Here is a 24,007-nt window from a genome sequence, read left to right as displayed (position 1 = left end):
ATACTGTATGCGCATACAGTTATTCCGATTGCCTGCCATGCTTTTCCCTTTTCGGGTTTGGCAGCCGATCCCGGACGTCAGAGGGATGAACCTTGGTCAATGTCGAGCAATTGAAGAACAGCGTGAACCGGATGTCGGCGGACGTGGTGCGCGAGGCCGTCCTCGAATTGCGTTTGGATGGCCTGGTCACGGAGGGAAAAACGCCCTTCAACAAATTGCATTTCAATACCTGTTTCGCCGAGATCGAAGCCTTGTTCCAGCGTGCGGGCTATCACCGGCAGCTGGATGTCGTGGGCTATCAGGGGTTGTTGTATGCGCTTTATGATCCGGGTCGCTGGGAAGCGGTCGATGTGCTGCGCTGGCTCAAGGAGTTCACCGAAGCGGCCGCTCGCACACAGTCGATACCGGCCTGAGGATTCTCTTCTAGGTTCGTTCCGGCCACTGTTGGATAATGCCGCCCTGCATTGAGGGTTAGAGCTTTTCGTATGTCCATTTCATCTTTTTCTGCTGCACATAACCAGGCCAGCACGCTCTATCTGCCGCCGGGGCCGTGGCAGACCGTACTCGATTGCCTGTGCGAACACTTCAGCGCCATCGGTCGTGAACAATGGCTGGACAGAATTGCTCGCGGTCGCGTCCTCGATGGGCAAGGCCTGCCGATCGCCCTGGACCTGCCTTACAAGGAAGGCCTGCGGATTCATTATTTTCGTGAGGTGCCGGACGAAAAACCGATCCCGGTGGTGGAGTCGATCCTCTATGCCGACGAGCATCTGGTGGTAGCGGACAAACCGCACTTTCTGCCCGTGACTCCGGCGGGTGAATACGTGGAACAGACGTTGCTGCGACGGCTGATCCGTCGCCTGGGTAACCCACATCTGGTGCCTTTACATCGCATTGACCGGCATACGGCGGGGCTGGTTCTATTTTCAGCCAACCCGCAGAGTCGGTCGGCGTATCAGTCATTGTTTCCTACACGCCAGATCGAAAAGCGCTATGAAGCAATCGCTCGGGCATTGCCTGAGCACTCCTTCCCACTGGTCCATAAAAGTCGACTTGTCAATGGCGAGCCGTTTTTTCGCATGCAAGAAGGTCCGGGCGTCAGCAATACCGAGACGGCGATCGAGGTCAGGGAAAAAAACGGTGAGCTCTGGCGTTTTGCGCTGTACCCGGTGACGGGCAAGAAACATCAGTTGCGAGTTCACATGACAGCCCTGGGGGCCAGCATCTGCAATGATCCGTTCTATCCGCAGGTGCTCAAGGACGTAGAAGATGACTATGCCAACCCCTTGAAGCTGTTGGCCCAGGGGCTGCGATTTGTCGATCCGGTCACGGGGCAGGAAAGAGAATTCGAAAGCACCATCACCTTGCAATGGTGATCACAGGGCTAACGACTCTGCTTTTCTTCAGCCACGAAAAAGCCCGCTTTAAAAGCGGGCTTTTCTGTATCTGGTTGTCGCCGTAAAGATTACAGATCTTTAACGGTACGGACCTGATCTTTGTTGACGCGGGTTTGCTTGCCATCCAGTTGTTCGAATTCGTAAAAGCCCGATTCTTCATCGTACTTAGGCGCGTCGACGGCCTGGATTTCTCGACCGTCATTCAAGGTGATCACTGTAGGCGATGCGCAACCGGCGAGGGTGGCAAGGCCCAGTGCGAGCATGAAAGTGGCGAGGGTCCGTTGAGTCATGAGTGTGTCTCCGAATGGGAATTCTTTTGGTTGCTGGTCTTGAGACGTATACAACGCGCGCAAGTTCCTTCGCGTGTCAGTCTGACACAGTGCGGTGTGTGCTTAACAGTTCCGGCGTATTGAGATTAGCCAGGCGAGGGTCGTTATCCAGGCATTGCAGGGCTGTGGCGCCCAGCTTGCGCATAAGGCGACCCGGGCTGCGCTCACCTTCGTTCCAGGCGGTTTCGAAAGCCGCTGAAAGGGCGACAGGAATCATGCACAGCAAGGGTTCCCAGTGTTCGCCATGGCGCAGCATCAGCGGTTTGTCCGGATGCTGGCCGGCGGTTTCACGCATAGTCTGGAGCAGCGCAGCATCGATGCGTGGTACATCGCAGGGCAGCACCAGTAGGTGAGTGTGGCGGGCGGCTTTCAAGCCTGCGCGAATACCGGCCAACGGCCCTGGAAAGTCGCCTTCGTCGTCATGGACCAACTGATCCGCATAAGGCGCATATTTTTCCAGGTTTCTGTTGCAGGAGATGATCAGGTCATCACTCAACGGGCGCGTCTTGCGGTGCAGATGCGCGATCAGCGGTTCGCCATGCCAATCCAGCAAACCCTTGTCCTGACCGCCCATGCGTTGGCCGCGCCCGCCCGCCAGGAGCAGAATGGAGCAAGGCGCCAGAGGTGTATTCGAGGTCATCGCACTTCTCCATGGGGGCGGCGAAAAAATGAGGCGCTGTGATATAACACCGGGCTGTTTCTCCTACAACTGGACGAGCCTATGAAAGCCAAGGCTGATGTACCTTTCGCACCGCTCAACATCGCGGTGCTGACTGTCAGCGATACCCGTACCCTGGAAACCGATACCTCAGGCCAGGTCTTCGTCGACCGCTTGAGCGCTGCCGGTCATAACCTGGCGGCCCGTGTACTGCTTAAAGATGACCTCTACAAAATTCGCGCGCAAGTCGCCAACTGGATTGCCGATGAGGTCGTGCAAGTGGTGCTGATCACCGGCGGTACCGGGTTCACCGGTCGCGACAGCACACCCGAAGCCGTGAGTTGCCTGCTGGATAAGCAGGTCGATGGTTTTGGTGAATTGTTCCGGCAGATATCGGTAGCGGATATCGGCACCTCGACGGTTCAGTCCCGGGCCTTGGCCGGCCTGGCCAATGGCACGCTGGTTTGCTGTTTGCCGGGCTCGACCAATGCGGTGCGCACCGGTTGGGACGGCATTCTCGCCGAGCAACTGGATTCGCGTCACCGTCCGTGCAATTTCGTGGCCCATCTGAAACAGGCGGCACCCTGTGAAACCCGCGGGTAAGCCAGGCAAGACTGGCAGTCTGATGGCTGTCGAGGTGGCACTGGCGCGTTTACTGGAAATGGCCGACGCCTCGAAAATTAGTGAGCACGAACGCTTGCCGTTGGCGCAGGTTCAGGGGCGTGTACTGGCCGCTGACCTGGTCTCGACACTGGATTTGCCGCCTTGGCCCAACAGTGCCATGGACGGTTATGCCTTGCACCTGGCCGACTGGACGGGAGAGCCGTTGGTGGTCAGTCAGAAGATTTTTGCAGGCCAGGCCCCGGAACCTTTGAAGCCGGGTACCTGTGCGCGGATCTTCACCGGCGCGCCTGTGCCCGCAGGTGCCGACTGTGTCGAGATGCAGGAGAACGCCGAAGTTCAGGCGGATGAGCGGGTACGTTTCACCGAGACCATGACATCAAGACAGAACATCCGTCCACAAGGTCAGGAAGCCACTGTCGGTGAGCTGATCTTGCCCGCCGGAACACGTCTGGGGCCTATCGAGCAGGGGCTGGCGGCATCGCTGGGATGCGCTGAGCTGGACGTGGTTCGCAAAATTCGTGTTGCGGTCTTGTCTACCGGTGATGAGTTGATTGAGCCAGGTCAGGCCCTTGGGCCGGGACAGATCTACAACAGCAATCGAGTATTGCTCTGCAGCTGGTTGCAGCGCTTGGGTTGTGAGGTGATCGATGCCGGCATTCTTCCCGATGATTTAGCGACCACTCGGGCCCGCCTCGGTGAGTTGAAGGATGTCGACCTGATTCTCTCGACCGGTGGCGTATCAGTGGGAGAGGCCGACTTTCTGGGCATTGCCTTGCGGGAAGAGGGCGAATTGACCCTGTGGAAGCTTGCCATCAAACCAGGTAAGCCGCTGACGTTCGGGCATTTTCGCGGCGTGCCGGTAATTGGTTTACCCGGCAATCCGGCATCGACCCTGGTGACTTTTGCTCTGTTGGCAAGGCCCTACCTTTTGCGCCGCCAAGGGGTAAAAGAAGTCGAGCCCCTGAAGTTTCAGGTGCCGGCAGGGTTTGTCTGGCCCAAGGCTGGTAACCGACGTGAGTACTTGCGCGGACGTTTGGAGAATGGTCGGGCAATCATCTACAGGAATCAGAGCTCTGGTGTACTGCGCAGTGCTGCCTGGGCTGACGGTCTGGTTGAAGTGCTGGAGGGCCGTACGCTGATCGAGGGTGATTGTGTGAGCTTCATCCCGCTGAGTGAAGTCTTGAGCTGATACAGGCACTGGTTTTGTCCCGCAAGCCCGGTTGATCGCATCGGGCTTGCGTGCATGACCATTTCTTAATGTGCCAGAAGTGTCACGACCTGGTCGAAGCGGCTGTTGGCGATCCAGGTCAGAAGTCCCAGGATCACGGCTGTTCCGCCAGCTGAATAGGCAAGCCTGTGTTTGATGGATTTGACGTCACCCCGGACTTCATCCGTGTCTCTTCGGATGTACTTGAGGTGTGTCTCCAGTTCAATGACGCGAGATTCCATATCCACTTCTCCGACGGGCTTTGCGCTGTTTTTGAGTTCAGCCTGATGATTGGCGCGATTGTCTGCGAACGGCGCGACCGGAGTTACCGGTAGTCTGAGGTCATGGCTTTGCATGGAGAAACTGGCCCCTTGCGTTAAAACCATTCAAGTGATCGATGCCGTTGTTGCTTGCGCTTTTTGAGGCCCTTAAGGGGGTTCCATTCATTGTTTTCACGTCCCTGTGTAAATTAACGGGTGATAACTGATAACCGAGATCCAACGGTGTACCAATTGTTCGGGTGGGTCAATTGAGCCGATTCCTCATGTTTTGTAAGAAAAAATACCGCTCTGTAGGACTCACGTTTCCTTCCCTTGGAAATAATTGAAATCCTGTCGACTTTTATCAGGGGCTGCGAGGTCAACATATCCTATGGAATTGCGGATATGGGAGTGGCAAAAATGAGCGAGCGCAAGGCGCTGTTGATTCTGCATGGCAAGCAGGCACTCAATGAGGAGGTCCGTGCAGCCGTCGAAGGCAAGCGCCAGCAGGGCTGGGAACTGGCTGTTCGACTGACCTGGGAGGCCGGCGATGCGCAACGGTTGGTGGAGGAAGCGCTGACGGCAGGCTATACGCAGCTGATTGCCGGCGGCGGCGATGGGACTTTGCGTGATATTGCCGAAGCCATGGCGGCGCATTCGACGCAGGCCAGTCTGGTGCTTTTGCCCTTGGGCACCGCCAACGATTTTGCTCGCGCTGCCGGTGTGCCTCTGGAGCCCGCTCAGGCGTTGGACCTTCTGGAGACTGCCCCCCGAGCCATTGATCTGGGAGAAGTCGGCGGGCAGGTTTTCCTGAACATGGCCACTGGCGGCTTTGGCAGTCAGGTCACGGCCAATACCTCCGAGGATCTGAAAAAAATTCTTGGAGGCGCCGCTTATCTCTTCACGGGTTTATCGCGCTTCAGTGAGTTGCATGCGGCCTATGGTGAATTGCAGGGGCCGGATTTTCACTGGAGCGGCGAATTGTTGGCATTGGGCATTGGCAATGGTCGACAGGCTGGTGGTGGTCATGTGTTGTGCCCGCAGGCGCTGGCTGACGATGGTCTGTTGGATATCAGCATTTTGCCCGCGCCACAGGAAGTGGTCGGTACCTTGAAAGATTTGCTGACCGATGGCTTCGGCATCGACAACATGTTTGTGCGAGCTCGCTTGCCATGGGTCGAAATCAAAGTCTCGGAGGGCCTTTATATCAACCTTGATGGTGAACCTCTGGAGGGCGATAGTCTGCGTTTCTCGGCGCGTCCGGCGGCATTGCGTGTGCATTTGCCCGAGGGCTCGCCGCTATTGAGTGTCTCGAGTCCAGCTAATCGTCCAGACTGATGATTTGCTCGCGCACGGCGAACAGCACCAGGCCGGCCACATCATAGATCTGCAAGCGTTTCATGATTTGCGAACGGTGGGTTTCCACAGTCTTGATGCTCAGACCCAGGCCATTGGCGATTTCCCGGGTGGATTTTCCACGAACAATCAGTCGCAGGATTTCCAGCTGACGTGCCGTCAGGTTGTGCGAGTCCTGGGTTTGTACCTGATTTTTCTGGGTTCGGGTCAGCGCCTGGTTGATGACGGTATGGGCAATGGCCGGGCTCAGGTAGCGTTCGTTATTGCGCAAGGCATCCAGGGCATGTTCGAGTTCGGTGGCCGTGGTGTCTTTGAGCAGGTAGCCATGAGCCCCTGATTCCAGTGCCTGCATGATGAGCGCCGGGTCGGTATGCATCGACAGGATGAGCACTTTGCACTGCGGGCGTACGCGCTTGAGTCGCTGCAAGGCTTCAAGGCCATCGGTTTCCTTCATGGAAATATCCAGCAGAATGATGTCCGGGGATAGCTGCTCGACCATCTCGACCAACTGCGAGCCGTCATTGGCCTCCCCGATTACCGCATAGCCGGGAATATCCAGCACCAGAGCGCGCACGCCAGCCCTGATCAGCGAGTGGTCGTCCACCAGAAGTAAGTTACAAGTCAATGCATAACCTTATTCGTACTGGCCCGTTCTAGCGCACGGGGCTCCCAGGGGAAGAGTGCTTCTATTTGAGTGCCTTTGCCCGGTTCGCTGGTCACGGTCAGTGTGCCACCTAACTGATCGATCCGTTCCGACATCCCGGCCATTCCCCGTTGCCCCTCGCGAGCGGGATCTGCCGCTGGCGCGAAACCCCGGCCATCGTCGCTGATCAACAACGTCAGGCCCTGGGGCAGGCGTTGCAGGCGGACCAACAGATTACTGGCCTCGGCGTGACGCAGTATATTGGTAATTGCTTCTTGAGTGATTCGAAAAGCTGCCACCGCCATTTCCTCCGGTATGCCCGTCAAGCGTTGATGGCATTCCAGGCTCCAGTGCACGGAGGTATTGGCCAGAGTCCTGAGTAAATGCGCACGCAGACTGGCTTCCAGCCCGAGACTGGCCAGTTGCCGCGGATTGAGGATGGCCGAGACGTCACGAACCTTGGTCAGGGTTTCGTCCAGCGTATCGCTGAGTACCGAACACTGACCCTGCAGTTCTTCGGGCAATCGACGTTTGAGCCATTCACTTTGAAGTTTTGCGGCGGTCAGCAGTTGACCGATGTCATCATGCAGCTCCCGACTGAGCCGGTGGCGTTCGTTTTCCTGCACTTCCAGTAGGCGGTCAGCCAGTTCTTGAGGTTGAAACTTTATCGATTTGCGCGAGAGGCAATGTCTCACCCAGACACAGGTCAGCGCTGCACTATTGAGCACCAGCAGACTCAACGGCAGAGGTATGGACAAGCTATAGACCAGCAGGCTGCCAAGCGCCGAGCAGATGCACAGTAAAAGCGTAAACCGGCGCGCGTTTTTTCGGGAAGGTGGCCACAGGGTAATTGACTTGAGGCTGGCGTACATAGCGGATGGAGCCAATGGATGTTCGCTGCGGGCAGACCGGCCATAAGGCTGACGCGTCTGTGTGTGGAAATCGTTGTGTGAAGACGCCTTCAATGGCTGCGGTGCAGTGCTCGAAACACAGCCTTCAATGTGCTCGTCTGGAGTCACTCTGTCATTAATTGACGTCAACTAATGGTCGGCATAATACCACTTAAGGTACCGTTGGTCGCGTTCGGTACATAGCTCTAATACAGTTAATATAATTTTTGGACGATAGTTCCATAATGGAAAAAACTTTCGAGTTTTATCGTAGGAAGATATTGATTGCCAGGCACTTTGTTTTTATTGGGCAGGCACTATCTGAAGTCGAGACAGAGATAACTATTTGTTTCGAGCTGTCGTCGAATGGTCAGAAATATTCAGTTGCGACATGAGCGCACCAGGTTATAGGGCAGCTCATGACAATAAAAAGCGCAACACGGCCAGAGGCGGTAATTTCAAGCTTGCCGTTCCGCGAACGAAACGAGCCTGAACGGTCTTGAGTGGCGGGGCGTCTGAAACTGACTGTGTCCCACTTGAAACGCAAACGCTTCAATCAGCGAGGTCTGTTCACTGTCATCGAGACCGAGCTGGCCGGTAGTCTGATCGATGAGTTCGAGTTGCCAGGCCATTAATGTGAAGCAGTCCTTGAGCGCGTCCAGCGCTTGATCGTGCAGGTCCATGTGGTTCTGCGCGTGGCTCAGCAACCCATGAATATGCAGCGAGAACTCCGAGACCGTCGCCAGTGCCAAGGCATCGGCCTTGCTGGACAGCTTGAGAAGGGTGCTGAGCATGCAATCGATGGCGTCCTTGTCATTGCTGATCAGTTGCAAATGACTCAGGCATTCCTCGGATTTGGCCAAGAGTGTTTCGGCCTCGACGAGAAACTCTGGAAATCGTTGAGCCCACTCTTTGGTGTCGTTCGGCATGCTTATCTCCACAACGTCATGTCAGATGAGGGAATGTCGTGTGTGCCGACGGGAACCATACGCGTCCCGGCGCTGGCAAGCCTTCGTGAGATCGCACTCCGGCAGGTTTGAGCGCCGGCTGGGGAACTCGAGAGGGTGGATGGCCACTGACCTGCGATCGCACACAAAAGCCTGACTCCGTTCATGCAATGAGAATGGCGTCACATTAATGGCTATTGGATATTGCGAATATCAGGTTGGGCCTGATTGTTACTAGGGGAATCCCTTACGCAGGGGAACCTAACGTGCAAACCGAGGTCGCGCCGCAGGGAATGAAGCAGATGAAAATCACGGAGCCAGTAAAGCATGATGTTAATGTGACATCAATGCTTGATCGTGGCATTTCGTCTGGGGGTCAAGGTCCGGCAAAAACAGCCGATAACTCCCTTTAGTGAATTCATCAGAACAAGCCCAGGAGTCATTAATGGCCGGCATTCTCGACACGGTAGACCAACGCACGCAACTAGTGGGTGAGAATCGCCTGGAAATTCTCATGTTTCGGCTGGCCGGACGGCAATTGTTTGCGATCAACGTTTTCAAAGTCCAGGAAGTGCTGCAGCTGCCGAAGCTGACTCTGATGCCGCAACGTCATCCCTTTGTCTGCGGCGTGGTCAACCTGCGTGGCCAGACACTGCCAGTGATCGACCTGTCCCAGGCCATCGGCATGCGTCCGCTGGTGCCAAGCCCCACCAGTACCATTATCGTCACCGAATACAACCGCTCGGTGCAGGCGTTCCTGGTGGGGGGTGTGGACCGCATCGTCAACATGAACTGGGAAGCCATTTTGCCGCCGCCGGCCAGTGCCGGTCGCCAGCATTACCTGACCGCCATCAGCAAGGTCGATGATCAGTTGGTGGAAATCATCGATGTTGAAAAAGTCCTGGCGGAAATCGTTCCGTACAACGCCAAGGTATCGCGCGAAAAACTCGAGGATCCGGTGCTGGAGCTCGCTCGAGGCCGTGAAGTGCTGCTGGTGGATGACTCTAACGTGGCCTTGTCGCAATTGCGCGACACCTTGGGTCAACTGGGCGTGAAGATGCACATCGCCAGCGATGGCTTGAAGGCGCTGAACATGCTCAAGGCCTGGGCCGATACGGGAGAAGTCATGACTGACAAGTTGCTGATGATCTTCACCGATGCGGAAATGCCGGAGATGGATGGCTATCGTCTCACCACCGAAATCCGTAACGACCCCCGTTTGCGCGGCCTTTATGTCGTGTTGCACACCTCGCTGTCGGGCAGCTTCAACGACTCGATGGTGAAGAAGGTCGGTTGCGACAACTTCCTCTCCAAGTTCCAGCCCGACAAACTCGTCGACGTGGTGCGCCAACGCCTGATGCTCGATGCAGTGCCTGCTTGATAACGATCTGGAAAAAAGCGCAGTTGCAGTGTTCGGGCCGCTGCGCAGCCAAGCCCCAATGCCGGTAAGTTGAGCGACGAAAATCCTGTGGGAGCGTGGCTTGCCCGCGAAGAATGCACCGCGGTTTTTCAGGTATTACGCGTCATCGTTCTTCGCGGGCAAGCCACGCTCCCACAGGTTCTGCGCAAGCTCCCCCCGCCACAGGGTCTTTGATTCGGCAATCAAGCTCGTATAGGGTGGCGTTTTTACCCACCAGGGAGCTGGCCATGCGTCTGAGCGCGCTTTATCGTTTTCCGTTGAAATCCGGCAAGGGCGAGCCCCTCAATCAGGTCGGCCTGGACAAGCTGGGACTGGACGGCGATCGACGCTGGATGCTGGTGGACGAGGCCAGTGGGCGCTTTCTGACCCAGCGCGCGGTCGCGAAAATGAGTCAGCTGTCGGCGTTGTGGAATGCCGATGGCGGCTTGACCCTCAGTGCTCCGGACCATTCACCGATCGATATTGCGTTGCCTGACGGTGAGGCCGATCTGCGTGGGGTGACCCTCTGGCGCGACACTTTGCGCGTTCCCGATGCCGGCGATGCGGCGGGTGCCTGGGTCAGTGAGTTCATCGGCAAGCCGACGCGTCTGGTGCAAGTACCGCTTGATCGCGCGCGGACCACCCAGGCCGGCTATGGCAAGGACGATGATCAGGTAGCTTTTGCCGACGGTTTTCCGTTGTTGCTGATTGGTCAGGCGTCGCTGGAAGACTTGTCGAGCAAGGTAGGGCGGCCGCTGGAGATGTTGCGTTTCCGGCCCAATCTGGTGATCGAGGGCAGTGAAGCGTATGCCGAAGATAGCTGGAAGCGCATCCGCATTGGCGATGTTGAGTTTCGCGTGGTCAAGTCCTGCGCACGCTGCATTCTGACCACTATCGACCCGCAGACCGGCGAACGCACCGAAGATCGTGAACCGCTGGCGACCTTGCAGAAATACCGGGCCGAGGCCGACGGCGCGATGTTCGGTCAGAACCTGGTCAACGACGGCAATGGCCGGCTTGAAGTCGGCATGCCGGTGACGATCCTCGAATAAAAGCCCTTCAAAATGAAAAAATGCCCGCGTCCAAGGACACGGGCATTTTTTGTCACTGTGAAAACCTGGGGGTTTAGCCGCGGTATTCGCACAGGTAAGCGGTGTCGACGGCCACTTTCAGCTGGAACTTGCTGTTGGCGGGCACGTTGAACTGGCTACCGGCGGCGAAGGTTTCCCAAGTGTCGCTGTCAGGCAGTTTGACGGTCAGGGCGCCGGACACCACGTGCATGATTTCACGCTGGCTGGTGCCGAATTCGTATTCGCCCGGCGCCATGACGCCGATGGTCGCTGGACCTTCAGCGGTGCCAAAGGCGATCGACTTGACGGTGCCGTCGAAGTACTCGTTGACTTTAAACATGGGCGGTTCCTCGAAAAGGGCTAAAAAGGGCCGGCCAGTATGCACAAGGTGTCGATAGGCGTCACCTCCTGCACTCAAGGATTAGCGGGGAAAACTAGCGGTAACAAACGCGCAGTATTGCGCGCGTCTTCCAGCGCCCGATGCTGCTGACCGTTGAACTGCAGGCCCGCCAGTTGCAAGGCTCCATTGAGCCCCAGCGGGCGCTCGAGCCGACGAGCCTTGGCGAAGCGTTGCTTGAGGTTCATGTGCGGCACCCGGCTCAGGGCGCTGTCGAGTTGCAGGCGCTGCCAGTCCTGAAGCAGTTGTTTACGGTCGTAATCGCCCCAACTGGCCCAGCCTTCCAGGCGCGCGTGATGTTGGCCGAGCCAGCGTTCGAACAACGGCCAGATGTCGGTGAGCGGCTGTGCGGCATCGATATTGGCCTGGGTGATGTGGGTCAGTTCCCGGCAAAACGGCGTTAGCAAGGGCCGGCGCAACGGGCGCACGAAGCACTGGAAGTGATCCAGTTCCTGGCCCTTGCGGTCCACGAGGGTGGCACCGATTTCGATGATTTCCATTTCTGTTACTGGCCAGCCACCCTCATCGGTGGTGGCTTCCAGATCAATGACCAACCAGTGAGGCATCGCAGGGTTCCTGGTATCCGCGTCCTGATAGGGCTTGAGCGTAGCCAAACCCGGCGGATCCGCCTAGCGGCTTATTCGACCTCTAACAAAATCTGACGATTTTTGACCTGATCGCCGACCCTGACCTGCAAGCGTTTGAGTACCCCGTCGATACCCGATTTGAGCGGATGCTCCATTTTCATTGCTTCAAGCACCACCAGCAGCTGACCTTTGCTGACCGGGCTGCCCTCACTGACCAGTACATCGACGATTGCCCCGTCCATCGGCGCCTTGAGCGTGCCGGAACTGACACTGGCCTGGCCGCTGACCAGCGCCTGGGTCCGATCGACCAGTCGCAAGCTGCCGGGGCGCGTGAACAACCACAGGTGCCCGGCTTCGAGGCGATAGGCATGGCGTTGGCGAATGCCGTCGATTTCCAGGGTGGCCCAGCGTCCGTCGCATCCGATGACCTTCAGTTCGAGGGCGCGAGTGCGAACCTGAACACGGTAGGGTTTGCCAGGTTCAGCGTTCAATTCCACCGGCCAATCCTGATCCTCCAGGCCGATTCGGTAGTGCAAAGGCACGCTGGCGTTGTTGCGCCAACCGGCCAGCGGGGCGCGGTGAGCCTGTGCCGACGCTTGATAAAACAGCGCCGCGGCGATGGCCAGTTCTTCGGCGCTCGGCACGTGGGGATGCAGGCACGGATGATCGGCGAAGCAGGTGGGGATGAACCCGGTGCTGAACTCGCCGCTGATGAACTGCGGATGTTCCAGCAGACTGGCGAGCAAGCGCTGATTGTTCTGCACCCCCAGCAGCACGCTGTCCTGTACCGCCCGCAGCAACTTGCGCCGGGCTTCTTCGCGGCTGGCGCCGTGGGCGATGAGCTTACCCAGCAGCGGGTCATAGAACGGGCTGACAGACTGGCCTTCGATCAGGCCATGGTCGATCCGCACGCTGCCCTGCAACGCAGGTTTCCAGGCTGCGATTCGCCCGGTTTGCGGCAGAAATCCCTGGGCTGGATCTTCGGCGTACAGGCGCACCTCCATGGCGTGCCCGTTGAGTTGTACCTGTTCTTGTCGCAACGGCAGTGGCAGTCCTTCGGCGACGTGAAGCTGCCAGGCCACCAGATCGAGGCCGGTGATCAGCTCTGTCACCGGATGTTCCACCTGCAGCCGGGTGTTCATCTCCAGAAAGTAAAACTGCCCGCGAGCATCCAGCAGGAACTCCACAGTGCCAGCACCGACATAATTCACCGCGCGCCCCGCCTTGAGCGCAGCTTCGCCCATGGCTTGGCGCAGCTCGGTGGTCATTACCGGGCAGGGCGCTTCTTCGATGATTTTCTGGTGACGGCGCTGGATCGAACAGTCGCGCTCGCCGAGATAGATCAGGTTGCCGTGCTGATCGCCGAACACCTGAACCTCGATGTGACGCGGGTCGATCAAGGCTTGCTCGAGGATCAGTTCGTCGCTGCCAAATCCATGTAGCGCCTCGGAGCGTGCGGTACGGAGTTGCTCCAGCAATGCTCCAGCGCTGTGCACCAGGCGCATGCCACGACCGCCACCGCCGGCACTGGCCTTGATCATCAGTGGGTAGCCGATGCGTTCGGCTTCGCGGCTCAGGGTCGCGTCGTCCTGTTCGCTGCCCTGATAGCCTTTGATGCAGGGCACGCCGGCTTTGATCATGGCGAGTTTCGACAGACGTTTGCTGCCCATCAGCTCGATGGCCTCGGGGCTCGGGCCGATGAAGATGATGCCGGCCTGTTGGCAGGCGCGGGCGAACTCTGCGTTTTCCGAGAGAAAGCCGTAACCGGGGTGGATCGCATCGGCACCGGTGCGCCGGGCGGCGTCGATGATTGCCGGGATGTTCAGGTAAGACTGCTGCACCGGAGCCGGGCCGATGTTCACGGCTTGGTCGGCGATCTGTACATGCAATGCATCGGCGTCGGCATCGCTGAACACGGCGACGGTGCGGTAGCCCAGCGCTTGCGCGGTGCGCTGGATGCGGCAGGCGATTTCACCGCGGTTGGCGATCAGGATTTTGCTGAAGGCGGGCATGGGGGCTTTCCTTGAGTTTTGCGGTGTCATTCAGGGCCTCTTCGCGAGCAAGCCCGCTCCCACATTTGAAATGCATTCCCCTGTGGGAGCGGGCTTGCTCGCGAAGCTTTTAAGAAGCCCAACCCGGTTTTCGCTTTTGCACAAAAGCCATCGTCCCCTCGACCCCTTCATCCCCGGTCACCGCTTCACTGAACCATTCCGCTGCCTGATCCAGCAGGCCATCCGAGAGTTGCACCGCACTCGCCAGCAAGAGTTTTTTGGTCGCCGCATTGGCCCCAGGGGCGCAGCACAACACATGGGCCAGCACTTCATCGAGGCGCTCGGCCAAGGCTTGCGGGTCATGCTCGACAAAATGCACCAGCCCCATCCGCCGTGCCTGGGTGCCATCGAACCGTGCGGCGGTCAGGGCCAGTCGGCGGGCCTGGGTCAGGCCGATGCGCTGCACCACGAATGGCGCGATCTGCGCCGGCAACAGGCCGAGGCTGGTTTCCGGCAGGCCGAATTGCGCCTGATGATCGGCCATGGCGATATCACTGACGCAGGCCAGGCCGAAACCACCGCCAAGCACCGCGCCTTGCAGCACCGTGATGACCACTTGCGGCGCGTGCTGAGCTTCTTCCAGCAAGGCGCCGAACGCACGGTTCAATTCGCGGTAGGCGCTCGCGCCTTGAGCGCGGGCATTGGCCATGTCCTTGATGTCGGCACCGGCACAAAAATGCCCACCGGCACCGCCGATCACCAACGCGCGAACCTGCCGGTCATCCCGCACCGCCGCCAGCACCGCGCGCAATTCGGCGACCATTTGCAGGCTCATGGCGTTGCGACAGTCGGGGCGATTGAGAGTGATGTGCAGGACGCCGTTGTGCCGTTCGAGCAACAGGGTCTGGCAAACGGGAAGGCTGTTCATTTCTTTTTCCCCGGCAGGATGCCCATGAGTTTGCAGATGATCCCCAGCATGATTTCGTCGGCACCGCCGCCGATCGACACCAGCCGCACGTCGCGGTAAGCCCGGGCCACCGGGTTGTCCCACATGAAGCCCATGCCGCCCCAATATTGCAGGCAACTGTCGCTGACTTCCCGCCCCAGTCGCCCGGCCTTGAGTTTGGCCATGGATGCCAGACGGGTAACGTCCTGGCCTTTGATGTATTGCTCGGTGGCTTGGTAGACCAGCGCCCGCAGGCATTCGATTTCGGTTTGCAGTTCGGCGAGGCGGAAATGGATGACCTGATTGTCGATCAGCGCATTGCCGAAGGTTTTGCGCTCCTTGCAGTACTCGATGGTGCTGTCGACGCAATATTCCAGGCCTTTGATCATGTTCGCCGCGCCGAACAGACGTTCTTCCTGGAACTGCAGCATCTGCATCATGAACCCCGCGCCTTCGTGGCCGATGCGGTTGCGTTGCGGCACGCGCACGTTGTCGAAAAACACCTGGGCGGTTTCCGAGCTGCGCATGCCGAGCTTATCCAGGTGCGAGCTGAGGCTGATGCCGGGGCTGTTCATCGGCACCATGATCAGCGACTTGTTGATGTGCGGCTTTTCGTCCGAAGTGTTGGCCAGCAGGCAGATGAAGTCGGCGCTCGGCGAGTTGGTGATCCACATCTTGCTGCCGTTGATCACGTAGTCGTCGCCGTCCTTGCGGGCGGTGGTTTTCAAACCTGCTACATCGGAGCCGGCGCCGACTTCGGAGACGCCGATACAGCCGACCTGCTCGCCGGTGATCGCCGGGCGCAGGAACTCTTCACGCAACTCATCGGAACCGAATCGCGCCAGGGCCGGGGTGCACATGTCGGTCTGCACACCGATGGACATCGGAATGCCGCCGCAATGAATGGTGCCGAACTCTTCGGCGGCCACAATCGAATAGCTGTAATCGAGCCCCATGCCGCCGAATTTTTCCGGTTTGGAAATCCCCAGCAGACCGAGGTCGCCGGCCTTGCGAAAGATCTCATGGATCGGAAAGCGCCCGGCCTTTTCCCATTCATCGACATGAGGATTGATCTCGTGATCGACGAATTGGCGGACGGTGCGGCGCAGTGCTTCGTGTTCCTGGGTGAAGATCATTTTTTATTGTTCTCCTGTGATCGTTCCCACGCTCTGCGTGGGAATGCAGCCTTAGACGCTCTGCGTCATCAAAAACGGGCTACGCCGAAACTGTTGGATTGCAGCGAACGAACTTCAGCCTCATGACAGATATCCAGCAAATACCCGAGCAATGTGCGGGTGTCCCGCGGATCGATCAGCCCGTCGTCCCACAGATTGGCGCTGCCATACAGCGCGGTGGACTGGCTGTCGAGTTTCTGCGCGGTGACCTGTTCCAGCATGTCGAGCATTTTCGGGTCGGGCACCAACCCGTCCTTGAGCTGTTTGGCTTCGGTGACGATCCGCAATACTTTGCCGGCCTGGGCGCCACCCATCACCGCGGTGCGGCTGTTGGGCCAGGCGAAGATGAAGCGCGGGTCGAGGCCACGGCCGCACATCGCGTAGTTGCCGGCGCCGTAGGAACCGCCGACGACGATCGTCAGTTTGGGCACTCGGGCATTGGCCACCGCTTGAATCATTTTGGCGCCGTGCTTGATCACCCCTTGTTGTTCCGACTCGGTGCCGACCATGAAACCGGTGGTGTTGTGGAAAAACAGCAGGGGCGTCTGGCTCTGGTCGCAGAGCTGAATGAACTGTGCAGCCTTGCTCGCACCTTTGGGCGTAATCGGGCCGTTGTTGCCGATGAAGCCGCAGGCTCGACCCTGAATCTGCACGTGCCCGCAGATTGTTTGCTGGTCGAACTCGCCCTTGAATTCGAGGAAGTTCGAAGCGTCGGCAATCCGGGCGATGATTTCGCGCACGTCGTAGGGTTTTTTCGGGTCATCCGGGATCAGACCCAGCAGTTCGTCGATGGGGTAGAGCGGTTCTTCCCACTGACGTTCGGGTAACCATGGCAGCTGATCGTTCCACGGCAACAGGCTCATGATCTCGCGCACCTGGCGCACGCCATCGGCATCGTTCTCGGCCAGGTATTCGGCGGTGCCAGCGGTTTGCGCGTGCATTTCGGCGCCGCCCAGTTCTTCGTCGGTAGCGACTTCACCGGTGGCGGCCTTGAGCAGCGGCGGCCCGGCGAGAAACAGCTTGGCCTTGCCGCGCACCACCACCACGTAATCCGACAACCCCGGCTGATAAGCACCGCCCGCCGTGGCCGAGCCATGGACCACGGTGATTTGCGGCAAGCCCATGGCCGACATCCGCGCCTGATTGGCAAAGCTGCGCGCGCCTTCGACGAAAATCTCCGCCGCGTAATTGAGGTTGGCGCCTCCGCTTTCCGCGAGGGTGATTACCGGCAGTTTGTTTTCCATGGCGATCTGTTGCAGGCGCAGGGACTTTTTCAAACCGCTGGGGGAAATGGTTCCGCCCTTGATCGCGCTGTTGTTCGCCACCACCAATACCCGCACGCCGGACACGTAACCGATTCCGGCGATCAAACCGCCACCGGCCGAGCTGCCGTCCTTGTCGTCGTGCAACTTGTAGCCGGCCAGGCTCGCCAGCTCGAGGAACGGCGCGCCGGGGTCGAGCAGCAGGTTGAGTCGCTCCCGGGGCAGCAATTGCCCGCGCTTGTCGAACCTGGGCTTGGCTTCGGCGGCTTTGCTCAGCAGGTTCTGTTCGAGTTGACGGATTTGCTCGATGCTGGCCAGCATGGCCGTCCGGTTACGGGCGAACGGTTCGCTGAACGGATCTACCTGGGACTGGATGACCGGCATGGTTATTCCTTGTCCTTGAGCTCGTCTGGATTGGACGCGTCTGGTTTGGGCACGTCGGGTCTGAGTACTTCGGGTAAATAGGCGCGGTGAAAGCCGTTGTACGAATGACTGTTCTGCGCCTTGTGCATCGGCCACGCCCGCCCGCCGAGGCTGGCGGCGCCATCGATGCGCAACGTGCTGCCGCTGACAAAAGCGGCTGCCGGGCTGAGCAGGAAAACAATCGCCGCGCTGATTTCCGATTCGGTGCCGATGCGTTTGAGCGGCACGTGTTCGCACAGGGTCGGGATCACGGCCCGGAACGCACCTTCGTAGGTATCCATGCCGCTGGAGGCGACCCAGCCCGGCGCGACGGCGTTGACCCGCACGCCGGCATAGCCCCATTCAAACGCGGCGGTCTTGGTGAAGTTGTCCATGCCCGAGCGCGCCGCGCCCGAGTGGCCCATGCCGGGCATGCCGCCCCACATGTCGGCGAGCATGTTGACGATGGCGCCGCCGTGCTTGCTCATGGACTGATTGAACACCTCCCGGGCCATCAGAAAACCACCCACCAGGTTGGTGCGCAGGATGGTTTCGAAACCTTTCTGATTGATCGACGCCAAGGGCGAGGGGTACTGCCCGCCAGCATTGTTGACCAGCCCATGAATCGGCCCGTGTTTGCGGATCAATTCGCTGACCAGTTGCGTGACGGCGTCTTCATCGCGGATATCGCAGACCTGCCAACTGGCTTTACCCCCGTCTTCGGTGATTTCGGCGGCGACCTTTTTCAGTTTCTCGACATTTCGCCCCACCAGCAGCACATGCGCGCCGAGGGCTGCGAGCTCATGGGCAGTGCAACGACCGATGCCGCTGCCGCCACCGGTGACGATGATGTTTTGGCCAGCGAACAGGTCGGGTTTGTAAATCGAGTCATAAGCCATGGCGACGGTCCTCTAGTTGACCTGATCGGCGATGCGCTGCGGCACCGGAATCTGGATCTCCAGCAGTTGTTGGGCGAACGCCTTGCCTTGTGGATCGATCCGCAGGCTGGCCACGCCACCGCCACCGAGTGCGTTCTCCAGAAGAAAATTAAAGCTCTGAGTGCCGGGTAAATACCAGCGTTCGACACGCCCGTGGATCGGGTCGAGGACATGGCTCATCCAGTCGACAATCACTTCCGGGGTCAGCGCTTCGGCGATCCACGGCAGGTAGTCGGGATGGCGGGCCATGACGCCGATGTTGCTGTGATTGCCCTTGTCGCCGGAGCGCGCCACGGCGAGTTTGATCAGGGCCACGCTGGCGTCAGCGCGTTCTGTGGGTTGGGGCGGATCGAACGGTAGTGGCAAGTCATCCGGGTCGAGTACATCGAGGGCGGGCAGGGCGCACGGGTGGCGCTCATCGGCGAGGTCGATTTCCAGGGTGCAGGCCGTTTTGTCGATCAGGAATGAAAACAGCCGGATCAGCGGGTACACCGTCGGCCGCCCGCCGACAATCCCGGTCAACCCCGGCGCCATGCCGGTGGCGGCCTGGGCGATTTCCCTGGAAAACAGAATCAAGGCCTGTTTGCTTGGGTGGCGCACGGCGAGTTTGATCACCACTTCACGGCTGTCCTGGCGCTGGCCATGAGGGCCATAAGTGGCTTCGCTGCCCAGCAGTTCGATGTTCACTTCGCTGTAGGGCGCCCAGCCGCGCTGGCTGAAGATTTCCGAGGTCTTGTTGATGATCGCCTGGCTGACCCGTCGGGCCTTGGCCACGGCATCGATCCCGGCGATCAGACAGCTGGCGGTACAGCGGAAACCGTCCGGATATGTGGCGCTGACCTTGTAGTGATCGGTCGGCGGCAAGCCTTTTGCGCCATGCACCTGAACTGCGTTTTTGCCTTGTTGCACGAGTTTGACCTGACTGAAATCGCACACCACGTCGGGCAGCAGATAGGCCTGCGGGTCGCCGATTTCATAAAGCATCTGCTCGCCCACCGTCAGGGGCGTGACCAGGCCGCCGGAACCCTCAGGTTTGCTGACGATAAACTGGCCGTCGGCGCTGACTTCGACGATCGGAAAACCGATGTGTTCGTAATCGGGCACGTCGCGCCAATCGGTGAAATTGCCGCCGGTGCACTGGGCACCACATTCGATAAGGTGCCCGGCCAATGCCGCCTGGGCGAGTTTGTCGTAGTCGTGCCACGACCAGCCGAACTCATGCACCAGCGCGGCGCTGACCACGGCGCTGTCGACCACGCGCCCGGTAATCACAATGTCGGCGCCCAGGCGCAGGGCTTCGACGATGCCCGGCGCGCCGAGGTAGGCGTTGGTCGAGACGCACATCGGTGGCAGGGGCGTGCCATTGAACATCTCATGGAGGCCAAGACTGCTCAGGCGTTTGAACTGCGGTTGCAAATCGTCGCCCGACAGCACGGCGATCTTCAGCGCCACTCCGGCCTTGTTGCAGGCGGCTTGCAGGGCAGCGGCGCAAGCCTGTGGATTGACGCCACCGGCATTGCTGATGACGCGGATCTTCTGTTCCGCGAGCTGGTTGAGGAGGGGACTGAGCACTTCTATGAAGTCGCTGGCGTAGCCGGCCGCCGGATCTTTCATCCGCGCCCCGGCCATGATCGACATCGTGATCTCGGCCAGATAATCGAACACCAGGTAGTCCAGCCGCCCGCCTTCCACCAGTTGCTCGGCGGCGGTCGAGGTGTCGCCCCAGAATGCGCTGGCGCAACCGATGCGGATTGTTTTAGGCGCAGTCAATTCCATAACCACCTCCAACAGAAGTGCTTCGAGACTACCAAGCAAGCGCTTGGTTTGTAAACGACTGAAATATCTTCTGCCCAAGCGCTTGCTTGGTCGCCCCCGCCAGCTTAAATTGCCCGCGCAACCCCGCTGTTTTAGCGGCCAGCGGCGCAATTGATTGATCGACTGTAGGAGAGAACGGGTGGACGAGCAAAAAGCCCTGAGGGTGATGCGCGAATTGGTCGACAGCGGCCAATTGACCGACCCGGACAGCGCTCGCGGCAAACTGCTGCAAGTGGCCGCTCACCTGTTTCGTAATAAAGGTTATGAACGTACCACCGTGCGTGACTTGGCCGGTGCGGTGGGTATTCAGTCAGGCAGCATTTTTCATCACTTCAAAAGCAAGGATGAGATCCTGCGGGCGGTGATGGAGGAGACCATTCGTTACAATACCGCATTGATGCGCGCAGCCCTGGCCGAGGCCGGCAGTGTGCGCGAGCGGGTTCTGGCGCTGATTCGTTGCGAATTGCAGTCGATCATGGGCGGCAGCGGCGAGGCCATGGCGGTGCTGGTGTATGAGTGGCGTTCGCTGTCAGCAGAAGGCCAGGCGCAGGTTCTGGCGCTGCGTGATATTTATGAAGACATCTGGTTGCAGGTGCTGGGCGAAGCCAAGGACGCCGGTTTTATCCGTGGCGACGTGTTCATCACCCGCCGTTTCCTCACGGGCGCGTTGTCCTGGACCACCACCTGGTTTCGTGCCGATGGCAGCATGAGCCTCGATCAATTGGCCGATGAGGCGTTGATTCTGGTACTTGAAGAACGGCAGTAAGCCGTCTGTCTCGGCAAGAAACTGGCTAAGTCGGCGAAACCGCCTAGCTTGTATGCATTGATGAGTATTTTTTGGGGAGTGGCTGTTTTGATGTCTTCGCCAATTCGAACGGCGTCGCGGCTTTTGCTGGCGGCGCTTGCAGTGTGCTGTGTGTTGCCGTCTCAGGCTGCACAACTGGTGCGGGTCGGTGCCGCGCATTTTCCGCCCTATACCGTGCGACCGGAGTCCGGTGCCGACACCGGTCTTTTGCCGCAATTGGTGGAAGCGCTGAATCAGTTGCAAACCGATTATCAGTTTGTGCTGGTGCCCACCTCGATTCCTCGACGTTTCAACGACTTCAAGGAAGGCCGGGTCGATATGGCGATTTTCGAGAACCCGGACTGGGGCTGGAAGGACATCCCGCATACTCTCGTCGACATGGGCCTGGAGGATGCAGAAATCTTTGTCGCACAGAAGAAACCCAATCGCGATGAGAGTTACTTCAAGGACCTGACGGACAAGCGCCTGGCGCTGTACAGCGGCTATCACTACGAGTTTGCCAATTTCAATGCCGATCCCAAGTATCTGGCCGACACCTACAAGGCCACGTTGACCTATTCCCATGACAGCAACTTGCTAATGGTGCTGCGCGCACGGGCGGACATTGCCTTGGTGACACGTTCCTACCTGAGCGATTACCTGCTGCGTAACGAAAAAGTCGGCGAGCAATTGCTGGTGTCCCAACGCATCGATCAGGTCTATCACCATTACGCGCTGATCCGCCCGCAGGCGCCGATTACCGGCGAAGCATTCGGCAAGTTGCTGCAAGGCCTGCGAAACAACGGCCAGATGCTGAAGATTTTCGACCCCTACAAAATTGCCCTGGTGCCGCTGGGCAAATCCTGAAACGTGCCACGGGTTGCGTATTTGGCGACGGCGCTTAAATTTCCTGCTCCGGCTCACGTCACATCGTTGAACTGTCGACGATTACCGTGAGCCCGACCCATGTCCAATCTGAATGACCTGACCACCCTGGCCTTGCCCTCAGGCAACAGTCTTGTAGCCGATGAAACCGCCAGCCGCCTGAGCCTCAGTCTGCAAGGGCAACCGCTGATCGAACTGCGGCTGACTCGCGAGCCCGAGTTGCGTCTGTGGCTGGAGGAGCGCTTCGGCCGTCCTGACGGTCAGGCATTCTGGGCGGCCTGCTATTGGCTGTTTGCCCGTGACCCTGGCTGTCAGCGCCTGACCTGGCATCTGGAAGAGGCACCCACTGAAGCCTTGCTCAGTGGGTTGCTGATTGCGACCGAAGTCACCGGTCAGTATCGCTGCGAACGCACGCTGTTCTGGCAATTGCCCCAGCCTTGGCTGGGTGAGTCGCGCACCGGCAGCTATCCGCAGCAAATGGTCATCAGTGGCGGCAAGCGTCATCCATTGCGTGCGGTGAAACCCCGTGGTGAGGTGTATCGACGCTTCGATGCGCGGCTCGGTGCGTGGGTCTCCCTGCGCACGGTAGAATTCGAGCATGACCTGGCGCGTTTCAACCGCTGGCAGAACAGCCCTCGGGTGGCGAGTTTCTGGCAGGAGGAGGGTAGCCTCGAGAAGCATCGCGAATACCTGAGCAAGCTCGAAGCCGACCCGCACACCTTGACGCTGATTGGTTGCTTCGATGATCAGCCGTTTGCCTATTTCGAAGCCTATTGGGCCAAGGAAGATCGCATTGCGCCGTTCTATGATGCCGGCGATTACGACCGTGGCATTCACATGCTGGTGGGCGAAGAACATCACCGCGGCCCGCACAAGGTGGCGAGCTGGCTATCGGCGCTGGTGCATTACCTGTTTCTCGACGATCCACGCACTCAACGGGTAGTCGCCGAGCCTCGCGCCGACAACACGAAGATGATTGGGCATATGCACAATCAGTGTTTCCACTGCGAAAAAGAGTTCGACTTCCCGCACAAGCGCGCGGCGCTGATGATGCTGGGGCGTGAGCGGTTTTTTGATCGGTGTTCGTTGGCTTGATGCGTAAGGCTCAAGGTCTGTGGCGGTCTTGAGTCAGTCTTCGCGGGCAAGCCTCGCTCCTACAGGTTTGTGGTGCATCGCGCATCACCTCTAACTGTAGGAGCGAGGCTTGCCCGCGAAGCTTTTAACGGCGAGCAAAGGTATCCGCACGATTGCCCGACACCTTGCGGCAATGCACCAGCGCATCACGAATCATGAAGTTCACCAGGGTTGGCGAGACGCCGAGCTCCTTGGCGATGTCTTTTTGCGGCACGCCGTGCAGGCGGTACATCTCGAAGGCGTAACGGGTGCGGCTGGGCAGCTCCGTCAGGGCATCGGCAATGTTTTCCAGGGTCGAGAAATTCATGTGCGAGGTTTCCGGCGAAGCGCCCTGAATCACCACGTTCAGACCTTCCTCTTCCGGCCCCGAATACTTCTGCTCCAGCGCTTGCTTGCGGTAATGATCGATCGCCAGGTTACGCACGATCTGGAACAGATAGCTGAGCTGCGCCTTGATTGACGACGTGATCTGCGGCGCTGATTGCAGCCGGAAGAACGCATCCTGCACCACGTCTTCGGCGCGTGATCGGCAACCGGTGATGCGGGCGGCAATCTTGACCAGAATCAGTCGGTTGTCGACGAAGGCCTGAAGTAGCGGTGAATCGCACCTGCTTGTGGATACTTGTTCCGTCATTGGAAATCACCTTGCTGCAAATAGGGTCGTGGGACGGCAGGGGATAGGAGCCGTCCTACACATCGAGCGACAAATTAGGCTGAATGATAATGATTGTCAATTGAGAAAGAGAATTAATGCGCCAGAAAAGAGCAGAGTGAGAACTGCGACACGCTGACTCACCTGCTGACCGCAAGCCTGCTGGCACTCAAGCCTGGCGACTAATTATTTCAAGACCTCATCCGTTCTCATTGGTGAATGGCTGCGGGCACAAACCCCGGCCAAAACAGCATTCCCA

Annotated in this window: 25 protein-coding genes; 10 read left to right on the top strand and 15 right to left on the bottom strand. The window is 58.8% G+C overall.

The features are described 5' to 3' along the window. The first annotated feature begins 92 nt into the window (after positions 1 to 92). Both F6R97_RS07450 and F6R97_RS07445 read left to right on the top strand, forming a co-directional pair. Positions 93 to 413, top strand: a complete 321-nt coding sequence (locus tag F6R97_RS07450; protein ID WP_007895054.1) for a hypothetical protein — start codon at positions 93 to 95, stop codon at positions 411 to 413. Between the two features lie 72 nt (positions 414 to 485). Next, positions 486 to 1,376 carry a pseudouridine synthase gene (locus F6R97_RS07445; protein WP_048397561.1) on the top strand — a complete coding sequence of 297 codons (891 nt, stop codon included), beginning with the start codon at positions 486 to 488 and terminating at the stop codon, positions 1,374 to 1,376. Between the two features lie 89 nt (positions 1,377 to 1,465). On the opposite strand, the gene F6R97_RS07440 is transcribed toward F6R97_RS07445, so the two are convergent. After that, the gene (locus F6R97_RS07440; protein ID WP_038982251.1) at positions 1,466 to 1,687 is read right to left on the bottom strand and encodes a YgdI/YgdR family lipoprotein; all 222 of its coding nucleotides are present in this window, start codon (positions 1,685 to 1,687) and stop codon (positions 1,466 to 1,468) included. 76 nt (positions 1,688 to 1,763) lie between these two features. Next, positions 1,764 to 2,366, bottom strand: coding sequence for a molybdenum cofactor guanylyltransferase MobA (gene mobA / locus F6R97_RS07435; RefSeq protein ID WP_048397559.1), 603 nt, complete (start codon positions 2,364 to 2,366; stop codon positions 1,764 to 1,766). Between the two features lie 81 nt (positions 2,367 to 2,447). Here mobA and moaB point away from each other — a divergent pair, with 81 nt between their 5' ends. Further along, positions 2,448 to 2,987 (top strand): molybdenum cofactor biosynthesis protein B, encoded by a 540-nt coding sequence (moaB, locus tag F6R97_RS07430; RefSeq protein WP_008075630.1) that lies wholly within the window; start codon positions 2,448 to 2,450, stop codon positions 2,985 to 2,987. Further along, a complete protein-coding gene (glp, locus tag F6R97_RS07425; RefSeq protein WP_038982253.1) occupies positions 2,971 to 4,197 on the top strand; it encodes a gephyrin-like molybdotransferase Glp in 1,227 nt (408 codons plus the stop codon). The genes moaB and glp overlap by 17 nt, the downstream gene beginning before the upstream one ends. Before the next feature lie 65 nt (positions 4,198 to 4,262). Here glp and F6R97_RS07420 read toward each other — a convergent pair whose 3' ends face one another. Next, entirely contained in the window at positions 4,263 to 4,571 is a 309-nt protein-coding gene (locus F6R97_RS07420) for a hypothetical protein (protein ID WP_038983652.1), read from the bottom strand. 324 nt (positions 4,572 to 4,895) lie between these two features. Here F6R97_RS07420 and yegS point away from each other — a divergent pair, with 324 nt between their 5' ends. Then, the gene (yegS, locus tag F6R97_RS07415) at positions 4,896 to 5,813 is read left to right on the top strand and encodes a lipid kinase YegS (RefSeq protein WP_315866328.1); all 918 of its coding nucleotides are present in this window, start codon (positions 4,896 to 4,898) and stop codon (positions 5,811 to 5,813) included. Here the strand turns inward: yegS and F6R97_RS07410 are convergent. The 3 genes from F6R97_RS07410 to F6R97_RS07400 all read right to left on the bottom strand — a co-directional run bounded on the left by F6R97_RS07410 (position 5,797) and on the right by F6R97_RS07400 (position 8,293). After that, positions 5,797 to 6,456 (bottom strand): response regulator transcription factor, encoded by a 660-nt coding sequence (locus tag F6R97_RS07410; protein ID WP_038982254.1) that lies wholly within the window; start codon positions 6,454 to 6,456, stop codon positions 5,797 to 5,799. The two genes, yegS and F6R97_RS07410, sit on opposite strands and share 17 nt — an antisense overlap. Then, positions 6,453 to 7,346 carry a sensor histidine kinase gene (locus F6R97_RS07405; protein WP_038982255.1) on the bottom strand — a complete coding sequence of 298 codons (894 nt, stop codon included), beginning with the start codon at positions 7,344 to 7,346 and terminating at the stop codon, positions 6,453 to 6,455. Before F6R97_RS07405 ends, F6R97_RS07410 begins: the two co-directional genes overlap by 4 nt. 476 nt (positions 7,347 to 7,822) lie before the next feature. Then, entirely contained in the window at positions 7,823 to 8,293 is a 471-nt protein-coding gene (locus tag F6R97_RS07400) for a hypothetical protein (protein WP_038982256.1), read from the bottom strand. Positions 8,294 to 8,756: 463 nt separating this feature from the next. Here F6R97_RS07400 and F6R97_RS07395 point away from each other — a divergent pair, with 463 nt between their 5' ends. Next, positions 8,757 to 9,692, top strand: coding sequence for a chemotaxis protein CheV (locus F6R97_RS07395; RefSeq protein WP_038982257.1), 936 nt, complete (start codon positions 8,757 to 8,759; stop codon positions 9,690 to 9,692). A 266-nt stretch (positions 9,693 to 9,958) separates the two neighbouring features. After that, on the top strand, positions 9,959 to 10,762 hold the full coding sequence (locus F6R97_RS07390; protein ID WP_048397541.1) for an MOSC domain-containing protein: 804 nt from the start codon (positions 9,959 to 9,961) through the stop codon (positions 10,760 to 10,762). A 73-nt stretch (positions 10,763 to 10,835) separates the two neighbouring features. On the opposite strand, the gene F6R97_RS07385 is transcribed toward F6R97_RS07390, so the two are convergent. The 8 genes from F6R97_RS07385 to F6R97_RS07350 form a co-directional block, all read right to left on the bottom strand. After that, positions 10,836 to 11,120: a pyrimidine/purine nucleoside phosphorylase gene (locus F6R97_RS07385; RefSeq protein ID WP_007895072.1), complete on the bottom strand. Its 285-nt coding sequence runs from the start codon at positions 11,118 to 11,120 to the stop codon at positions 10,836 to 10,838. A 74-nt stretch (positions 11,121 to 11,194) separates the two neighbouring features. After that, positions 11,195 to 11,743: an exonuclease domain-containing protein gene (locus F6R97_RS07380; RefSeq protein WP_038982259.1), complete on the bottom strand. Its 549-nt coding sequence runs from the start codon at positions 11,741 to 11,743 to the stop codon at positions 11,195 to 11,197. Between the two features lie 71 nt (positions 11,744 to 11,814). Further along, positions 11,815 to 13,776 (bottom strand): acetyl/propionyl/methylcrotonyl-CoA carboxylase subunit alpha, encoded by a 1,962-nt coding sequence (locus tag F6R97_RS07375; RefSeq protein ID WP_038982260.1) that lies wholly within the window; start codon positions 13,774 to 13,776, stop codon positions 11,815 to 11,817. Positions 13,777 to 13,885: 109 nt separating this feature from the next. Continuing rightward, positions 13,886 to 14,683 (bottom strand): enoyl-CoA hydratase/isomerase family protein, encoded by a 798-nt coding sequence (locus F6R97_RS07370; protein WP_038982261.1) that lies wholly within the window; start codon positions 14,681 to 14,683, stop codon positions 13,886 to 13,888. Beyond that, positions 14,680 to 15,837 (bottom strand): citronellyl-CoA dehydrogenase, encoded by a 1,158-nt coding sequence (atuD, locus tag F6R97_RS07365; protein ID WP_315866327.1) that lies wholly within the window; start codon positions 15,835 to 15,837, stop codon positions 14,680 to 14,682. Before atuD ends, F6R97_RS07370 begins: the two co-directional genes overlap by 4 nt. 68 nt (positions 15,838 to 15,905) lie before the next feature. Continuing rightward, positions 15,906 to 17,522 carry a geranyl-CoA carboxylase subunit beta gene (gene atuC / locus F6R97_RS07360; RefSeq protein ID WP_315866326.1) on the bottom strand — a complete coding sequence of 539 codons (1,617 nt, stop codon included), beginning with the start codon at positions 17,520 to 17,522 and terminating at the stop codon, positions 15,906 to 15,908. Between the two features lie 2 nt (positions 17,523 to 17,524). Then, positions 17,525 to 18,439, bottom strand: a complete 915-nt coding sequence (locus tag F6R97_RS07355) for an SDR family oxidoreductase (protein WP_038982264.1) — start codon at positions 18,437 to 18,439, stop codon at positions 17,525 to 17,527. Positions 18,440 to 18,451: 12 nt separating this feature from the next. Then, positions 18,452 to 20,254, bottom strand: coding sequence for an acyclic terpene utilization AtuA family protein (locus F6R97_RS07350; protein ID WP_315866325.1), 1,803 nt, complete (start codon positions 20,252 to 20,254; stop codon positions 18,452 to 18,454). 178 nt (positions 20,255 to 20,432) lie between these two features. Here F6R97_RS07350 and F6R97_RS07345 point away from each other — a divergent pair, with 178 nt between their 5' ends. The 3 genes from F6R97_RS07345 to F6R97_RS07335 all read left to right on the top strand — a co-directional run bounded on the left by F6R97_RS07345 (position 20,433) and on the right by F6R97_RS07335 (position 23,057). Beyond that, entirely contained in the window at positions 20,433 to 21,059 is a 627-nt protein-coding gene (locus tag F6R97_RS07345; protein ID WP_038982266.1) for a TetR/AcrR family transcriptional regulator, read from the top strand. A 90-nt stretch (positions 21,060 to 21,149) separates the two neighbouring features. Then, on the top strand, positions 21,150 to 21,944 hold the full coding sequence (locus F6R97_RS07340) for a substrate-binding periplasmic protein (protein ID WP_038982267.1): 795 nt from the start codon (positions 21,150 to 21,152) through the stop codon (positions 21,942 to 21,944). 99 nt (positions 21,945 to 22,043) lie between these two features. Further along, positions 22,044 to 23,057: a GNAT family N-acetyltransferase gene (locus tag F6R97_RS07335; protein WP_315866324.1), complete on the top strand. Its 1,014-nt coding sequence runs from the start codon at positions 22,044 to 22,046 to the stop codon at positions 23,055 to 23,057. A 124-nt stretch (positions 23,058 to 23,181) separates the two neighbouring features. Here the strand turns inward: F6R97_RS07335 and F6R97_RS07330 are convergent, their stop codons facing one another. Beyond that, positions 23,182 to 23,730, bottom strand: a complete 549-nt coding sequence (locus F6R97_RS07330; protein ID WP_007894994.1) for an RNA polymerase factor sigma-70 — start codon at positions 23,728 to 23,730, stop codon at positions 23,182 to 23,184. Between the last annotated feature and the right edge of the window lie 277 nt (positions 23,731 to 24,007).

The sequence above is a fragment of the Pseudomonas sp. JV414 genome, from assembly GCF_032424305.1.
Taxonomy (GTDB): domain Bacteria; phylum Pseudomonadota; class Gammaproteobacteria; order Pseudomonadales; family Pseudomonadaceae; genus Aquipseudomonas; species Aquipseudomonas lini.
The sequence above is the reverse complement of the archived record's forward strand: the minus strand, read 5'-3'. Positions and strand labels throughout refer to the sequence as shown.

Coding starts and splice junctions, on each gene's coding strand:
- F6R97_RS07390 (WP_048397541.1), top strand. CDS start 9,959: ATGCGTCTGAGCGCGCTTTATCGTTTTCCGTTGAAATCCGGCAAGGGC.
- F6R97_RS07355 (WP_038982264.1), bottom strand. CDS start 18,439: ATGGCTTATGACTCGATTTACAAACCCGACCTGTTCGCTGGCCAAAAC.
- mobA (WP_048397559.1), bottom strand. CDS start 2,366: ATGACCTCGAATACACCTCTGGCGCCTTGCTCCATTCTGCTCCTGGCG.
- F6R97_RS07380 (WP_038982259.1), bottom strand. CDS start 11,743: ATGCCTCACTGGTTGGTCATTGATCTGGAAGCCACCACCGATGAGGGT.
- F6R97_RS07340 (WP_038982267.1), top strand. CDS start 21,150: ATGTCTTCGCCAATTCGAACGGCGTCGCGGCTTTTGCTGGCGGCGCTT.
- F6R97_RS07385 (WP_007895072.1), bottom strand. CDS start 11,120: ATGTTTAAAGTCAACGAGTACTTCGACGGCACCGTCAAGTCGATCGCC.
- F6R97_RS07420 (WP_038983652.1), bottom strand. CDS start 4,571: ATGCAAAGCCATGACCTCAGACTACCGGTAACTCCGGTCGCGCCGTTC.
- atuC (WP_315866326.1), bottom strand. CDS start 17,522: ATGCCGGTCATCCAGTCCCAGGTAGATCCGTTCAGCGAACCGTTCGCC.
- yegS (WP_315866328.1), top strand. CDS start 4,896: ATGAGCGAGCGCAAGGCGCTGTTGATTCTGCATGGCAAGCAGGCACTC.
- F6R97_RS07335 (WP_315866324.1), top strand. CDS start 22,044: ATGTCCAATCTGAATGACCTGACCACCCTGGCCTTGCCCTCAGGCAAC.
- F6R97_RS07405 (WP_038982255.1), bottom strand. CDS start 7,346: ATGTACGCCAGCCTCAAGTCAATTACCCTGTGGCCACCTTCCCGAAAA.
- F6R97_RS07375 (WP_038982260.1), bottom strand. CDS start 13,776: ATGCCCGCCTTCAGCAAAATCCTGATCGCCAACCGCGGTGAAATCGCC.
- F6R97_RS07350 (WP_315866325.1), bottom strand. CDS start 20,254: ATGGAATTGACTGCGCCTAAAACAATCCGCATCGGTTGCGCCAGCGCA.
- F6R97_RS07330 (WP_007894994.1), bottom strand. CDS start 23,730: ATGACGGAACAAGTATCCACAAGCAGGTGCGATTCACCGCTACTTCAG.
- F6R97_RS07400 (WP_038982256.1), bottom strand. CDS start 8,293: ATGCCGAACGACACCAAAGAGTGGGCTCAACGATTTCCAGAGTTTCTC.
- F6R97_RS07440 (WP_038982251.1), bottom strand. CDS start 1,687: ATGACTCAACGGACCCTCGCCACTTTCATGCTCGCACTGGGCCTTGCC.
- atuD (WP_315866327.1), bottom strand. CDS start 15,837: ATGATCTTCACCCAGGAACACGAAGCACTGCGCCGCACCGTCCGCCAA.
- F6R97_RS07395 (WP_038982257.1), top strand. CDS start 8,757: ATGGCCGGCATTCTCGACACGGTAGACCAACGCACGCAACTAGTGGGT.
- moaB (WP_008075630.1), top strand. CDS start 2,448: ATGAAAGCCAAGGCTGATGTACCTTTCGCACCGCTCAACATCGCGGTG.
- F6R97_RS07370 (WP_038982261.1), bottom strand. CDS start 14,683: ATGAACAGCCTTCCCGTTTGCCAGACCCTGTTGCTCGAACGGCACAAC.
- F6R97_RS07445 (WP_048397561.1), top strand. CDS start 486: ATGTCCATTTCATCTTTTTCTGCTGCACATAACCAGGCCAGCACGCTC.